The following is a 15,094-nucleotide window of genomic DNA, read 5'->3' on the forward strand; positions in this document are numbered from 1 at the left end:
CAAAACAACTACTGCGTGGACGACCGGCCAGCGGTCGCCGCTTAACTGTCCTTCCCAGCAAGCGCACTAAGCACTTCCTGTGAGGCCTTGTCTGTTAACCCATCGACCTCAACTCTCGCCTCGGCATGGGCAATCCAGTCGCTGCCGGCTGCCTTTGCCGTTTCCGGAAGCTCCTGAAAGGCTGCAATCGCACCCTTGAGATTACCATTGGAAACAGCATTTTCCATACGCCGCAAGGCTGCTTCCGGCCCTGTGCCATCTTCATCACCCGGGCCTCTGACCGCAACGATGGATTTCGCGCTCGCAAGCAGACTGTTCAGGACGTCGTCGGAATGATCCGGCTCGGAAAATGTCTGATAGATCTTCCGGGCGACCGGTGGGAACTGCGCGATCAGGACGGAAACCGGTTCGACGCCGCTCTCCGCATGCGCCTCGAGCGCCTTGAGATCGATATCGGCCGGCAATCCTGCTTTGACAGCTGCAAGCTCCGTCGCGTAGGGGCGACCCGAATCGACCGCCGACTTGAGCGCGGAAACAGACAATGCTCTAGCGGCGACTTCGCGCGCGGTCGCATCGCCCATTGTGCCTTCCACATGCTGAAGCCGTTTTGAAATCGCGTCCAGCTCGGCCCGGATGGTTTCCAGTGCAGCCGTATTTGCGGCGCCAACCGAATTGATATCGGAGGAAAGGCTCGACAGCGTTTCGGTCGCACGGGCCTGGCTGTCGGCAAGTGTTTTCAGGGAAACGTCGGATGTCGAGACAGCGGTCTGGGCCGCCTTGGCAGTAGCCTCAGCGTTCTGAACACGGTTTTCAACGCCGGAGAGCTGCGTCTTCAGCGCACTTACTTCACTCTCCAGGCCGGTGAGCGATCCGGAAAGCTTGCCTGCTTCGCTTGTCGAGGCAGTTGCCTCGCCTTCCAGTTTGGAGAGGCGCTGCTCGAGCGGCTTCAGATCAACCTGCGACTGCGATCCGGTTGAACTTTCCAGAGCCGCAAGCCGGGTCTCCAGGGGTTTAAGGCTGATTGGGGCGCCTTCTCCGTTGCCACTGGCCGCAGCTGTAATATCGCCGCGCAGGCTTTCAATGTCCTGTTTCAGGGCGTCAATCGCGGGCGAGACATCCGCAGATGCCGACGAAACGGCGTTCTGCAGGTCGCTTTCAAGCGAAGATACCTTGCTCTCGAGCGCGCTTACCGCCGCACTGGCGTCCTGACCTTGCGCAGACGAACTGACATCACCGAGTTTTTGTTCCAGTTCGGAAATTTTTCCTTCAGCTGCCGAAAGAGCGCTTGCAAGCTGCTGATCCTGCTCCGGCGTAAGTTTGAGAATTCCGGCCTGGTGCAGACCAAAGCCCCCGCCCAGCACAATAATCCCGCCGATCACAGCTGCTATGAGAACCCCGAACGCGCCGACACCGCCGCGATCATCTGTCGGTGGAGGGCTTGAAAAACTCGAAGATCCTGAAGACTTCGCCGAGGCTCCGGTCGACGCGGGTTTCGCAGTACTCGCCGCGGCGGAAGCGCCACCTGTCGAAGCAGGCTTGGTGGAAGCAGCGGACGTTGACGTCGCAGATGCGGTCGTCCCGGTTGGTTTCGCAGAACCTGCGCTTGATGTTCCAGACGGTGAGGAAGAACCGGCTGATGCCGCTGAACGAGGTGTTGAATCGCGCTTGAAACCAGACGCTGAACTCGCCGTCGAGGCACCCGGTCTGGAGGAGGCGGGACCGGAGCCGGAAGGCTTCGCGTCCGCTGGTTTCTTGTCTGCTGCCGGCGTCGCTCCGGCCTTGGGAACGCTTGTCGACGCGCTCGAAGCACCAGGGCTACCAGGCTTTTCGTCCACCTTTTCAGCCTTCAGATCGATTGTCACCGGCCGTTTGGAACCGGTTCCCGAACCGCTCGCCGGCGTCGTACCGCTGCCCGGCTTGTCCGAAGCGCCGCTGCCGTTTCCACCTGAAGAGGACGTTCCGCCAGAAGATTTCTTGTCCGTCGCCATCTACTCTCCTCCTGAACCTTCCGGTCACTTACTATACACACCTCTTGGCGAAGCGGTACCGGTGCGGCATGTCTTTGTCGCGCTGCAAAACAACGACTCCACCGGATCTGGTTAACACTCTGCTAAGGCCAGATCCAATAGTGCTTTTTCGCATGGGGCGTCAGCCACTTCTACCCTCATATAAACAGATAGTGGCTCTGCCGCGCGATGCGAGATCGTGTAAATCCGCAAACTGGAGAAATTGTGATCCGGCTCCTGGTTTCTGAGCAAGCGCAGCAACACGTCTGCCGTGCGTCTTGAATAGACAAGCACCCCGTCATAGCCCCCGCTCCGAAGCGTTTCGTTGAAGGACTGGGGAAATGCCGTCACCTCCTGCATGCTGTAAACAACGGATACCCGGCAGCACAGGCCTCCTTCCGCCAGAATGCCTTCCAGGTTTCCTGCGCGCTCCTTTGCCGCGGGATAAAGCACATCTCCCGGACCCAACCTGTCGCGACTGCCGAGAATCAGATGTCCAAGCGCTTCAACGTCACCTGAAGCGGATACAACATCGCGGTACCCGGCCCTCCGGCAGGCATCAGCCGTCGCATCTCCCACCGCAAATACGGGAAGATCCTGAAGATCACGCAGTTGCGCATGTCGTTCGAGCGTTGAAAGGGCGCGGCGGCTTGAAAATGCAAGTGCTGCAACGCCGTCAAGGTCAAACTGCGCGGGTGGTTCTGCTCGAAAATCCAGGAGCGGAGCTTCATCTGCATGGTGACCGGCGGCCCTTATCTTGTCGGCTGTTCGCTTGCAGTCGGGTTGCGGCCGTGTCACCAGAAAGCGCATCAGGTCAGTGCTCCGACAGAAATCCGGGTCCCATCCGCATCTTCAGCGTTTCGCCGACACCAACACCGATCTTTGCCGCATCTTCCGCAGCTCCGGTTGCCTCAGCCTCGTGTGCTTCGCTTCCGTCGGGTTTCAGGACGATTCCCTTGAAGTGCAGCTGGTCGCCATCAAGCGTTGCAAGACCGCCGATCGGTGTCCGGCAAGAACCATCGAGAACGGCAAGAAAGGCCCGTTCGGCATCAAGCCGGGTCTGGGTCGACTGGTCGTGGATCGCCGCAAGCCTGTCAAGCGTGGCAGCGTCACCTTCGCGGCTTTCGATGCAGATTGCCCCCTGACCGACCGCAGGAAGAAATGTATCGGTGTCAAGCAGACTGGTGATCTCCCCTTCAAGACCCAGCCGGTTGAGGCCCGCCGCGGCAAGAAGTGTCGCATCGACAGCGCCTTCGGCCAGTTTTCGCAGCCTTGTCTGCAGGTTGCCGCGATACATCACGACTTCAATATCCGGTCTCAGCCGCTTGATCATGGCCTGGCGGCGCAGTGAACTGGAGCCGACCACCGCGTTTTGCGGCAACTCGGCAAGCGAACCGGCCTTTGGAGACAGGAAAGCGTCGCGAACGTCTTCTCGCGGCAGAAAAGCCGTCAGCGCGAGACCGTCCGGCAGAATTGTCGGCATATCCTTGGAAGAATGAACAGCGATATCAATACGCCCGTCGAGCAGCGCTTCCTCGATTTCCTTGGTGAAAAGACCCTTGCCGCCAACTTCGGACAGCGGTCTGTCCTGAATGCGGTCGCCGGAGGTCTTGATGACCTCGATTTCAAACGCCTCTTCCGAAAGACCGTGCGCCGCCATGAGCCGGTCACGGGTCTCGTAGGCCTGCGCCAGTGCCAGCGCACTGCCCCTTGTTCCGATACGCAAAGGATTTGATTGCAAGGTTTACCATCCAGATGTTACGCCCGGCAGGAAAATGCCGGACATGCGATGAGTTTAACAGTCTTATGACCTATTACAGGCCGCGATTGCAAAACCAATGACTTCAGTCAATTCAAAAGACAATGCGACCAATCTGACTGTCCTGGGCATTGAAACCAGTTGCGACGAGACTGCTGCCGCCGTCGTGCGCGGTCCAGTTCAACGGGAAATCCTCTCCAACACCATCCGATCGCAGATCGACGAGCATACCGAATTCGGCGGTGTCGTTCCCGAGATCGCCGCGCGTGCCCATATCGAAGTACTTGACCGCATCGTCGCTGAAGCCATGAACGACTCCGGCTGTTCCTGGGATGATATCGATGCTGTTGCAGCAACGGCCGGCCCCGGTCTGATCGGCGGCGTGATCGTGGGCTTCATGACGGCCAAGGCAATCGCCATGGCGGCAGACAAACCGCTGATAGGCGTCAATCATCTGGAAGGGCATGCGCTGACTGCCCGCTTGACGGATGACCTGGATTTTCCGTTTCTCCTGCTTCTGGTCTCCGGCGGCCATAGCCAGTTTCTGATGGTGCGCGGCGTCGGAGATTATGAACGCCTCGGCACAACCATCGACGATGCGATCGGCGAGGCCTTCGACAAGACCGCCAAGCTGCTCGGGCTGCCCTATCCAGGCGGACCGCATGTCGAAAAGATGGCGGCAAAAGGTGATGTCCGCCGCTTCAGACTACCCCGTCCATTACTGGATCGACCCGGTCTTGACATGTCCTTTGCCGGGTTGAAAACCGCTCTGCGGACCCAGGCGAAAAAACTGGAACCGGTCGACGACCAGACCATCGCGGATCTTTGCGCCGGCTTTCAACGGGCAGTATCGGATGTTCTTGCGACCAGGACAGGAACGGCCCTGAACCTGTTCCGGGAGTGGCATCCGCAAAGCGAACCGGTGATAGTGGTTGCCGGAGGTGTGGCTGCCAATCAGGAAATCAGGAACGCCCTCACGCACGCTGCCGCTGAAACCGGCGCCCGATTTGTCGCCCCTCCCATGCACCTTTGCACCGACAATGCCGCCATGATTGCCTGGGCCGGGATCGAGCGCATGCAACTCGGGCCAGTGAACGACATGAGCCTCCCCCCACGCCCGCGCTGGCCGCTTGATTCGGAAAATGCCGGCATACTGGGCGCAGGCAAGAAAGGCGCGAAGGTCTGAAAGGACTTTCCCGTTCGAACAAGAGCGTCGGTATCTTTCTTCATCACTGCGGATTTGACGCTGCGATCACAAACTTGCCCTTTTGCCCGTGCAGGGACCCTGATAGGAAGCAATGCCCTCCAGCAAAGGAATTCGGCAGCATGCGCGTCTATCACAAGGCATATGTTTACCTGACTTGCGGCAGTGAGCTTCTTGTGTTTTCGGAGCCCGATTATCCGGAAGTCGGATTGCAGGTTCCGGGCGGCACCCTGGACCCGGGTGAGAGCTACCTTCAGGCCGCCAGACGCGAGTTTTGCGAAGAAACCGGACTTTCGTTGGATATCGCGCTCGAATCGTTCGCGGATCAGGATCGGATCCTCGAAAATGTTCCCGATTGTCTCGACGGCCTGCATCGGCGGCGGCATTTTCACGGCCGAATACCGGAGAAGCCTGCCGCGGAATGGGAACACTTCGAATCTTCGCCAAGCGCGGGCGGTCCGCCTATCCGGTTCCGCCTGTTCTGGATCGACTTGTTCGCAGATGGCCCGCCGAGCGAGACCCGGTTCTTTGAAGGTTTTGGAGTGCAGCTTGAGACACTACGGTCGCGCATGGAAGGGCAGAACAATGGGCGCCATTAGGACAGTAGGCGTTGTTGGAGGGGGTGCCTGGGGCACGGCCCTTGCACTGACGGCCGCGCGCGCCGGACGCGAGGTTCGGCTTTGGGCAAGGGACACCGAAACGGTCTCCAACATTCGCTCCCGGAAGCAGAACCAGCGCTATCTGCCCGGCATTACCTTTGACGAGGACCTGAACGCAACCTCATCGCTGCGTGAAATTGCGGACGCCGACGCGATCCTGCTCGTTACACCCGCGCAGACCACCCGCGCCCTGCTCGCCGCTTTGAAGGAGACCGGTACGGTTCGGGGCCCGGTAGTGTTGTGCGCCAAGGGCATCGAACAGACATCAGGGAAACTCTTGTCCCGGATCCTGAGCGAGGAACTGCCGGGGGTTGAGCCGGGAGTCTTGTCCGGTCCGAGCTTCGCCGACGATGTTGCACGTGGGCTGCCGACCGCCGTTACGGTTGCGGCAAACTCGGCCAAGACAGCCCTCAGCCTGTGCGAAGCGCTGCAGTCAACATGTTTCCGGCCCTATGCGTCGATCGATGTGCTTGGAGCTCAGATCGGCGGTGCATTGAAGAATGTTCTGGCCATCGCCTGTGGAGCTGTCGTGGGCCGCAAGCTCGGCGCCAGCGCCCAGGCTGCACTGACGGCTCGCGGCTTTGCCGAGCTGACACGGCTTGGAACTGCCATGGGAGCCCAGGGCGAGACGCTGACAGGCCTTTCCGGCCTTGGTGACCTTGTCCTGACCTGTTCCTCCACCCAGTCCCGCAATTTTTCCTTCGGCCTCCGACTTGGTGAGGGTTTCATGGCGTCGGAACTGATTTCCGCCGGAGGCAAACTCGCCGAAGGCGCCTATTCCGCCAGGGTCGCGGTCAAGCTTGCGCAAAAACACGACATTGAGGTACCGATCTGCGAGACGGTTGCCCAGATGATAGACGCCGATCTTTCGATCGACGATGCGCTCAACACCTTGATGGCACGTCCGCTGAAAGCGGAAACGGAAAGTCTTTGAACGTCTCAATCCGGCATTGAGTTTGTATCAACTCGGCCCTAGGTTCGGAAAAACTACGTCAACCAGGGATTCCACATCATGCTCTATGCCTTGATCTGCACCGACAAACCCGGTGCGCTTCAAACGCGCCTGGACACCCGCGATGATCACATCGCCTTTCTCAAGGGGCTCGGTGCCGGGCTGAAGGCCGCAGGCCCGTTTTTGGACGACGACGGCAACATGACCGGTTCCCTGGTCGTGATTGAAGCGGCCAACCGGAACGAGGCACTGGCCATAGCCGAGGAAGACCCCTATGCCAGGGTCGGCCTTTTCGAAAGCGTCGAAATTCGCCCATGGAACTGGGTGGTCAAGAATCCGGAGGTCTCATAAGTGCAGTACTGGCTGATAAAATCCGAGCCGGACAAGTGGTCCTGGGAACAGCAGAAAGCCAAGGGTGATGTCGGCGAACAATGGGACGGCATCAGGAATTATCAGGCGCGCAACAACATGCGTGCCATGAAAATCGGCGACAGGGCATTCTTCTATCATTCGAATATCGGCAAGGAAGTTGTCGGTGTCGTCGAAGTGTGCAGCGACATTCATCCTGACACGACAACGGACGATCCCCGCTGGGAATGCGTGGACTTCAAGGCTGTCTGCGACATGCCGAAACCCGTCACCCTTGTTGACGTGAAGGCTGAAGAGCAACTTGAAAAGATGGCCCTTGTGGCCAATACGCGCCTTTCCGTACAGCCCGTGACCGAAGAAGAATGGAAAATTGTCTGCGATATGGGCGGCCTGAAAGAACCGGCCTAGTCCATGCCGATCATCGATGATCCGACTGAATTCATCCGCCGCGAGACCCGCATCAGACCGGTTCCTCATGCTGAGGAAATCAGCCTCCATGTCGCCGACGAAGCCATGGAACTGTGGCAAAAGACGGAAGATGAACTGGGTGAACTCGGTCTCGCGCCACCGTTCTGGGCATTTGCCTGGGCGGGCGGTCAGGGTCTGGCCAGGTATGTCCTGGACACCCCGTCGCTGGTCGCTGGAAAACGTGTGCTCGACTTTGCATGCGGCTCAGGCCTGGTTGGCATTGCGGCAATGATGTCCGGCGCCCGGTCCTGCCATGCCGTGGATATCGATTCCTTCGCACTTGCGGCATCTGAACTGAATGCTGAATTGAACGGCGTCGAACTCAGCTTCGAAATCGGTGACATTACGGCTTTTCCGCTTCCGGCCGCACAGATCGTCTTTTGCGGTGACGTCTTTTACGCCAAACAGATGACCGACAGGATTCTGCCGTTTCTGGACAGGCTCGTCGACGCCGGCATCGACGTGCTGGTCGGAGATCCCGGCAGATCCTATGTGCCGATCGATCGTCTCGAGGAACTGGCAGCGTATCGTGTTCCGGTTGTCGGTGCTCTGGAAGACAGTGAGATCAAAAAAACCCGCGTGTTCCGGTTTGGGAAAAATTGATCCGCAAATCGTGAGTTTGCGGGAAGATCTTGCGAAGTGGTCGGATACACAAAAGTTTTTGCCTGGCGGGACTTCCTCTTTGCGCCGCTTGCGATAGGTTAGCCGCTCTGGCGAACAAACTGCCCCACCGATTGGAAGTGTTTCTAGGAGTTCTTTATGCCCATCGTTAACCGCCTTGCTGATCTGGCTGACGAGATCACGGTCTGGCGCCGCGACTTTCACGAAAATCCGGAAATTCTCTATGAAACCGTCCGCACAGCCGAAAAGGTCGCGGAGTTGCTGGAAAGTTTCGGTGTCGACGAAGTCACGACGGGCGTCGGCAAGACGGGTGTCGTGGGCGTGATCAAGGGCCGCAACGGCGGCACAGGCAGGACCGTCGGACTGCGCGCCGATATGGATGCGCTTCCGATCGAGGAAGCGACACAAAAGCCATATGCTTCGAAAATCCCTGGCAAGATGCACGCCTGTGGCCATGACGGCCACACGGCGATGTTGCTCGGCGCGGCCAAGTACCTTTCGGAGACACGCAATTTCGACGGCACGGTTGTGGTGATCTTTCAACCCGCTGAAGAAGGTGGTGCCGGGGCAAAGGCGATGATCGACGACGGCTTGATGACCCGCTGGCCGATTGATGAAGTCTACGGCATGCACAACTATCCGGGCATGCCGGTCGGTGAATTCGCGATCCGCAAGGGTCCGATCATGGCAGCGACCGATGAGTTCCGGATCACGATTACGGGCAAGGGTGGCCACGCCGCCAAGCCGCATCAGACAATCGACCCGGTCGTCGTCGGATCCAAGATGGTGTCCGTCCTGCAGACAATCGCCAGCCGGAATGCAAATCCGCTCGATTCGGTCGTCGTCTCCGTGACTGTGTTCAACGCCGGAAATGCCTTCAACGTTATTCCACAGGAAGCACTCTTGCGAGGAACAGTCCGGACCTTGAGTCCTGAAATGCGTGATCTTGCCGAAGAGCGCATGAACAACATTGTCAGGTCGATCGCCGAAGCATTTGATGCACGCGCAGAACTGGAGTTTCGCCGTGGATACCCGGTCACGGCAAACCATGATGACCAGACGGATTTCGCGGCTGAAATCGCCGAAGGCATCGCCGGCGACGGCAAGGTCAACCGGAACATTGAACCCATGATGGGCGGCGAGGACTTTTCCTACATGCTGGAAGAACGCCCGGGCGCGTTCATCTTTGCCGGCAACGGCGACACTGCAGGTCTGCACCACCCCGAATATGACTTCAACGACGACCTTATTCCTGTCGGTTGTTCCTACTGGGTAAAGCTTGTTGAAACGGCATTGCCTGCAAAAGCTGCCTAGTGCGCTTTTGGCCCGTTCCGCGGGATGACGAATCTTCAGATTACCTATAAAACAAACGCCGGTCCCGACCGGCGTTTTTCATTTGGGCATTTCACAATGGCACTCTCCCCGTTCAAGCTTCCCTTTATCGCCACGTACATACTGGTAGGTGCCGTCGTCGGTGTTCTGGTGATCCACCCGCTCAATCTGGTGGTCGTCTGGTGGGAACTCTCCCGTTTTTCTGAAACAGCGCCGAATGTCCTGGAATTTCTTTCAGCGCGCCTGTGGCTGATACTGCTGCCCCGTCATCTCGATGTCGCGATTGCCTACACCTTTGTCGGCGCGATCGTCGGATTGGCCTTCGGAGTCTTCACCCGCAACTATCTGCGCACCACTGAGGCCTACAAGTCGCTGCGCGACGAACAGACGACGCAGATCCCGGCAATCATGAATCAGGGCGAAAACGAACGGGTTGAATTCAAGTCCTCACTTCGCTGGGACATGAAGGAAGACCGCATCAACCGTGGCCTCGAAAAGGTCATCGCCAAGACGATCGCCGGCTTTTTTAACGCGGAAGGCGGCTATCTTCTTGTCGGGGTCGACGACGACGGCAAGGCGCTCGGGCTCGACAAGGACCTGTCCACGTTGAAAAGCCCGGATCTCGACGCTTTCGAGCGCACGGTCAATGACATCGTTTCAAAATATCTTGGCGGGGACCTGTGCCCCTACATCCACACGGTCTTTGCAAGGGTGGATTCAAGCGACGTGGCGATGATCATCATTCGTCCTACCCCACGTGCTGCCTATCTGGATGAGAACCGCTCCTCGGCGTTTTACGTTCGCAGCGGCAATTCAACACGCCAGCTGGATGTTCGCGAAGCCTTGAGTTACGCCAAGTCTCGCTGGAACTGACGGGATGGACGTCTTCGCATCGGTTTTTCCCGATCAACTCGGCAGTTTCTCGACAATCGCCCTGGTCATTGCCAGCTTTTTCACGTCTGCCCTGACCGCCGCGGTCGGGCTCGGTGGCGGCGTCGCACTCATCGCAGTAATGGCAACTCTCATGCCGGCAAATGCCCTGGTTCCTGTCCATGGTGTCGTGCAGATCGGCTCCAATGGCGGGCGCGCGCTGGTTCAGCTGAGGCACGTCGACTGGTTGATCGTGGCCTGGTTCACGATCGGCGCCGTGTTCGGCGCGGCCCTCGGTGGCGCCATTGCGGTTGAGCTGCCGTCGTCTGTGCTGCGGGCCGGCATCGGTCTCTTCGTGCTGTGGGTTGTCTGGGGCAAGCCGCCGAAATTTGTCAATGTTCAGAAACGGGCCATGGCGGCTGCCGGCTTTGCATCGACATTTCTTTCCATGTTTTTCGGCGCCGCCGGTCCGATCGGCGGTGCCGTACTCTCCACTCTCGGCCTGACACGACACGGTTTCGTCGCCAACCAGGCCGTCACCGCCCTCGTCATGCATGTTTTCAAGATCATCGCATTCGGCGCACTCGGCTTTGCCTTTGCCCCCTGGGCCGGCCTGATCGTCCTGATGATCCTCAGCGGCTTCCTCGGCACGCTCGCCGGATCGCGGCTGCTCGGCAAGATGAACGAGAAAACCTTCCGGACCGGTTTCAAATGGGTGATGACGGCCCTGGCGCTGAACCTGCTCTGGCAGGCAGGCCGAAACTGGTTTTGAAGCATTCGCACCGCGAATTGCCAAGCTTGACGGTTCCAGAAGCGTTACTTGAGATATTCGCAACAGGCTTTGCCTTGAAAGACGAAGCCCGACGCGGTAACTGAGCCCGATCGGTTTTCAATAATTTGGGATGGAACGCTCCATGGCTTCTCATAGTCTTCTGCTCTTGCCGGGTGACGGCATTGGCGCCGAAATCATGAAGGAAGTGGAAAAGGTCGTCGACTGGTTCAACGAAAACAGCGACATGACCTTTGACACCACCGAAGGCCATGTCGGCGGAGCGGCCTATGACAGGCACGGCCAGGCAATCTCCGATGAGGACATGGCCAAGGCACTCGAAGTGGACGCAGTCATATTTGGTGCAGTCGGTGGCCCCAAGTGGGACAAGGTGCCTTACGATGTTCGTCCGGAGGCTGGCCTGCTGCGCCTGCGCAAGGAAATGGAACTGTTCGCGAACCTGCGTCCTGCGATCTGCTATCCGGCCCTTGCCGATGCGTCTTCGCTGAAACCCGAAGTAGTTGAAGGACTCGACATCCTGATCGTGCGCGAACTGACCGGTGGTGTCTATTTCGGCGAACCCAAGGAAATCACCGACCTTGGCAACGGCCAGAAACGTGGCGTCGACACCCAGGTCTATGACACCTACGAAATCGAACGGATATCCAAGGTTGCCTTCGAGCTGGCGCGGACGCGCAATAACAAGGTCACCTCCATGGAAAAGCGGAACGTGATGAAGTCCGGGGTCCTGTGGAACGAAGTCGTTACCGAAACGCACAAGAACGGTTTTGATGACGTCGAGCTGGACCACATGCTCGCCGATGCCGGCGGCATGCAACTGGTCCGCTGGCCAAAGCAGTTCGATGTGATCGTGACCGACAACCTGTTCGGCGACATGCTGTCGGACGTTGCCGCCATGCTGACAGGTTCCCTCGGCATGCTGCCCTCCGCTTCGCTCGGCGCCCCGGACCCCGTCACCGGAAAGCGCAAAGCGCTTTACGAACCGGTTCACGGCTCGGCTCCCGACATTGCCGGCACCGGTGCGGCCAACCCGATCGCCATGATCGCCAGCTTCGCGATGGCGCTGCGGTATTCCTTTGAGGAAGTCGGCGCTGCAGACAAGGTCGAAAAGGCAATCGAGGCAACACTTGAAAAAGGGCTGCGTACGAAAGACCTTGCAAAGGATGGCGACACCGTCGTAACCACCGCGGAAATGGGCGATGCCATTGTGGCCGAACTGGCTGCACTGAACGCCTGAACCTGACACCGTTTGCAATTCGAGCCGCCCGCGGGCATCCCGTGGGCGGTTTGCTTTTCTCAGAGAAGTTGTTCAGATGATCGAAGACAAAATCGCCCCTTTTCTCGGCACGTGGATCCTGGATGCGGACGAAAGCGAGTTCGATCAGGGCGAGCCGCCGCAAAGCGCAACACTGCGGATCGAGGACAATTTTGGCATGGTGATCTTCACCATGAACCAGCTTTCCGCGGAGGGTGAGGAAACCAGGGATACTTTCGAGGCCGTGCCTGACGGCCCGGAAGTCAAGCTCGGCAAGAGTGGTCTGGTAGATGCCATGCGACTTGTGTTTCAGGGAGACCGGAACCTCATTTCCGAGGCCCGTCGCGGTGGATTGACGATCATGAAAGCCGACCGCGAATTATCGGAAGATGGCCAGACCCTGACCATCACCCAGACCGTGCACCTCGTCGACGTGGCAAGCTTCACCAACACATCTGTCTACCGCAAGGCACAATAGAATCATGAAGCAGATCATCGGCGCCGTCACACTGGTAGTCCCTGACTACGACGCAGCCATCTCGTTTTACGTCGAAAAACTCGGCTTTGATCTTGTTGAGGACACGAAACTCTCGGCCAACAAACGCTGGGTTCTTGTTGCCCCGAAAGGAAGCACCGAGACGCGACTTCTGCTTGCTCTGGCGGATGATGACCAACAGATCGCTGCCATCGGCAATCAGACCGGTGGCCGGGTGTGTTTGTTCCTCAATACGGACGACTTCGACCGGGATCACCAGGCCATGAAATCAAAAAGTGTCACGTTTCTGGAAACGCCACGCGTCGAGCCTTACGGCAAGGTTGCCGTCTTTGAGGACCCGTTCGGCAACAAGTGGGATCTGATCGAGAAATACTAGGCCGGTCTTGGCCGGGAAGTGAAGTTCGGGCAGCCGTCTGAAACGGCTGCCCGACGTTTTTATTCGGCAGCCACCGTCGCGGACTTTTCACGCAATCCGTCGCGATAGAGTGCTTTGGCGAGTGCAACACACATCAGCCCCATTACCATCGTGAACGGCAACGCCCCGATGATCATGGCGCTTTTTAGTGCCTCCATCGGGTCGGCTCCGCCATTGGTCTTGCCCGCGATCAGCAGGGTACCGATGACCAGTGTCAGGATCACGCCCCAGACGATCCGGTGCTTGATACCCGTCTGCTGTTCGCCACCCGACATGATCGTGTTCATCACGAGGATGCCGGAATCCGCAGAGGTAACCAGGAAGGTCAGGATCAGGACCACGCACATTACGGTGATGGCACTGAGGAAGCCTCCGGAGAGCATTTGTCCGAGGGTGACGAACAGTTTCGCCGTATTGGAAGCACCGATGATTGCACCATCCGCACCGCCGGTCAGTTCCAGATCGATGGCAGTGCCGCCGAGAATGGTCATCCAGGCAAAGCAGACCAGAGCCGGAGCAATGACGCAGCCGATAATGAATTCGCGGACGGAACGTCCCTTTGAGATGCGCGCCAGGAACAGCCCGACAAAGGGTGAGAACGCGATCCACCAGGCCCAGTAGAATGTTGTCCACCCGGCTTGCCAGCCAAACTGACGACCCGGTTCACCGGCAGCATAGGCCGCTGTGAGAACATTCTCAGGCAATGCTGCCGCCTCGCCTTCCAGTCCGGATTTGAACGCATCGAACGATCCCCAGGCATTGGTGGCACCTGTGCGCAACGCGTCGGCGAACGGCGCAGCTTCCGGCGGCAACGCCGCTGCAAAGTCTGCCGCGGACTGCGGACCGAATGCGCCAAAGCTCAGGGATACATAGTGAATGATGTAGTCCGCGATCGAACTTGCGTATGTGGTCATCGCAAACAGGAATGACCCGAACACGACGAATGTCAGAAGCAGGATGATCGACAGAACAAGATTCAGGTTGGACAGGTATTTGACACCCCGGCCAACACCGGAGACCGCTGATATGATCGACAGGCCCATGATGACCACCAGACCCGTGATCAGCCCCACTGTCCCGGGTGCAGGTGCATCACCGCTCATGTCCATCATCCAGTCCATGCCTGAAATGGCATATAGACCGTCGATAAACTGGGACACACCGAAACCGATCGTCACCGAGACGCCGAGGATCGTTGCAACGACACCTAGCACATCGACAACGTGACCCAGGAAGCCGTTCATCAGACGACCAAACAAGGGCGTCAGAGCCGTCCGGATGGTCAGCGGCATGTTGCGGGTATAGGCATAGTAGGCAAGAGACAGACCGGTCACCACGTAAATCGACCAGGCATGAAAACCATAGTGGAGGAATGTGTAGCGATATCCCGACTGGATCGCCTCTTCTGAGTTCGCGGTGACTTCACCGGCCAGAATCAACGGATTCGACCCCCAAAGCCCAAGTGGCTCTGCAGTTGCGAACACCATCAGACCAACACCAAGGCCAGCGCCGAACATCATGGAAAACCATGAAAATGTCGAAAACTCGGGGGCCTCTCCCGGTGTGCCCATAACCCGGCTTCCAGTCTGCGGCAGTAAGGTGATCGCAAGCAGGAAAAAGGAAAAAAAGCCGACGATTACGACGTAAAAGCCGTTGAAATCTCCCAGCAGTTGCCAGTTCAGGCTGCCCAGCACGCCATTCGCGTTTGCCGGCCAGACAAGGGCCCAGATGACCAGCGCAACCATGATCGCCTTGCTTAAGATCGCGATCTCGACGCTATGGCCTTCATAGAATCCACCCGCAGATTTCTTGATCTGCAGATCAGTGAAGGGTTGTTTGATTGACATGTGTTTCCTCCCTGTTCACACGTGTCCTGATTGTCCGGGCGGCTTCATTCG

At 58.3% G+C, this 15,094-nt stretch carries 17 protein-coding genes; 13 read left to right on the plus strand and 4 right to left on the minus strand.

Annotated elements, in window-relative coordinates:
- Positions 1-41: 41 nt before the first annotated feature.
- A complete protein-coding gene (locus ACO6TI_RS02295) occupies positions 42-1,379 on the minus strand; it encodes a COG4223 family protein (protein ID WP_209013175.1) in 1,338 nt (445 codons plus the stop codon).
- Positions 1,380-1,386: 7 nt separating this feature from the next.
- Here ACO6TI_RS02295 and ACO6TI_RS02300 point away from each other — a divergent pair, with 7 nt between their 5' ends.
- Positions 1,387-2,103, plus strand: coding sequence for a hypothetical protein (locus ACO6TI_RS02300; RefSeq protein WP_196893887.1), 717 nt, complete (start codon positions 1,387-1,389; stop codon positions 2,101-2,103).
- On the opposite strand, the gene ACO6TI_RS02305 is transcribed toward ACO6TI_RS02300, so the two are convergent.
- Positions 2,100-2,816 (minus strand): uroporphyrinogen-III synthase, encoded by a 717-nt coding sequence (locus ACO6TI_RS02305; RefSeq protein WP_108874249.1) that lies wholly within the window; start codon positions 2,814-2,816, stop codon positions 2,100-2,102. The genes ACO6TI_RS02300 and ACO6TI_RS02305 overlap by 4 nt on opposite strands.
- Positions 2,817-2,820: 4 nt before the next feature.
- Positions 2,821-3,747, minus strand: a complete 927-nt coding sequence (hemC, locus tag ACO6TI_RS02310; protein ID WP_055114504.1) for a hydroxymethylbilane synthase — start codon at positions 3,745-3,747, stop codon at positions 2,821-2,823.
- Positions 3,748-3,880: 133 nt separating this feature from the next.
- Here hemC and tsaD point away from each other — a divergent pair, with 133 nt between their 5' ends.
- The 12 genes from tsaD (at position 3,881) to ACO6TI_RS02370 (ending at position 13,157) form a co-directional block, all read left to right on the plus strand.
- Entirely contained in the window at positions 3,881-4,951 is a 1,071-nt protein-coding gene (tsaD, locus tag ACO6TI_RS02315; RefSeq protein WP_422385286.1) for a tRNA (adenosine(37)-N6)-threonylcarbamoyltransferase complex transferase subunit TsaD, read from the plus strand.
- 140 nt (positions 4,952-5,091) lie between these two features.
- Entirely contained in the window at positions 5,092-5,568 is a 477-nt protein-coding gene (locus ACO6TI_RS02320; RefSeq protein ID WP_055114507.1) for an NUDIX hydrolase, read from the plus strand.
- On the plus strand, positions 5,555-6,562 hold the full coding sequence (locus ACO6TI_RS02325; protein WP_055114509.1) for an NAD(P)H-dependent glycerol-3-phosphate dehydrogenase: 1,008 nt from the start codon (positions 5,555-5,557) through the stop codon (positions 6,560-6,562). The genes ACO6TI_RS02320 and ACO6TI_RS02325 overlap by 14 nt, the downstream gene beginning before the upstream one ends.
- Before the next feature lie 78 nt (positions 6,563-6,640).
- Positions 6,641-6,931: a YciI-like protein gene (locus ACO6TI_RS02330; protein WP_055114511.1), complete on the plus strand. Its 291-nt coding sequence runs from the start codon at positions 6,641-6,643 to the stop codon at positions 6,929-6,931.
- A complete protein-coding gene (locus tag ACO6TI_RS02335; protein ID WP_055114514.1) occupies positions 6,932-7,357 on the plus strand; it encodes an EVE domain-containing protein in 426 nt (141 codons plus the stop codon). It abuts the gene before it with no gap.
- A 3-nt stretch (positions 7,358-7,360) separates the two neighbouring features.
- Entirely contained in the window at positions 7,361-8,020 is a 660-nt protein-coding gene (locus ACO6TI_RS02340) for a class I SAM-dependent methyltransferase (protein WP_422384263.1), read from the plus strand.
- A 156-nt stretch (positions 8,021-8,176) separates the two neighbouring features.
- Entirely contained in the window at positions 8,177-9,352 is a 1,176-nt protein-coding gene (locus ACO6TI_RS02345; protein WP_196879759.1) for a M20 aminoacylase family protein, read from the plus strand.
- A 96-nt stretch (positions 9,353-9,448) separates the two neighbouring features.
- Entirely contained in the window at positions 9,449-10,243 is a 795-nt protein-coding gene (locus tag ACO6TI_RS02350) for a helix-turn-helix domain-containing protein (protein WP_055115520.1), read from the plus strand.
- 4 nt (positions 10,244-10,247) lie between these two features.
- Positions 10,248-11,012 carry a sulfite exporter TauE/SafE family protein gene (locus ACO6TI_RS02355; protein ID WP_055114520.1) on the plus strand — a complete coding sequence of 255 codons (765 nt, stop codon included), beginning with the start codon at positions 10,248-10,250 and terminating at the stop codon, positions 11,010-11,012.
- Positions 11,013-11,154: 142 nt separating this feature from the next.
- A complete protein-coding gene (gene leuB, locus ACO6TI_RS02360; protein ID WP_104702715.1) occupies positions 11,155-12,267 on the plus strand; it encodes a 3-isopropylmalate dehydrogenase in 1,113 nt (370 codons plus the stop codon).
- 76 nt (positions 12,268-12,343) lie between these two features.
- Entirely contained in the window at positions 12,344-12,763 is a 420-nt protein-coding gene (locus tag ACO6TI_RS02365) for a hypothetical protein (protein WP_055114522.1), read from the plus strand.
- Positions 12,764-12,767: 4 nt separating this feature from the next.
- Positions 12,768-13,157, plus strand: a complete 390-nt coding sequence (locus ACO6TI_RS02370; protein WP_055114524.1) for a VOC family protein — start codon at positions 12,768-12,770, stop codon at positions 13,155-13,157.
- A 59-nt stretch (positions 13,158-13,216) separates the two neighbouring features.
- Here the strand turns inward: ACO6TI_RS02370 and ACO6TI_RS02375 are convergent, their stop codons facing one another.
- Positions 13,217-15,043 carry a BCCT family transporter gene (locus tag ACO6TI_RS02375; RefSeq protein WP_055114526.1) on the minus strand — a complete coding sequence of 609 codons (1,827 nt, stop codon included), beginning with the start codon at positions 15,041-15,043 and terminating at the stop codon, positions 13,217-13,219.
- Positions 15,044-15,094: the final 51 nt, after the last annotated feature.

Origin of the sequence: Roseibium album (assembly GCF_965233825.1) — a bacterium.
Classification (GTDB): domain Bacteria; phylum Pseudomonadota; class Alphaproteobacteria; order Rhizobiales; family Stappiaceae; genus Roseibium; species Roseibium album.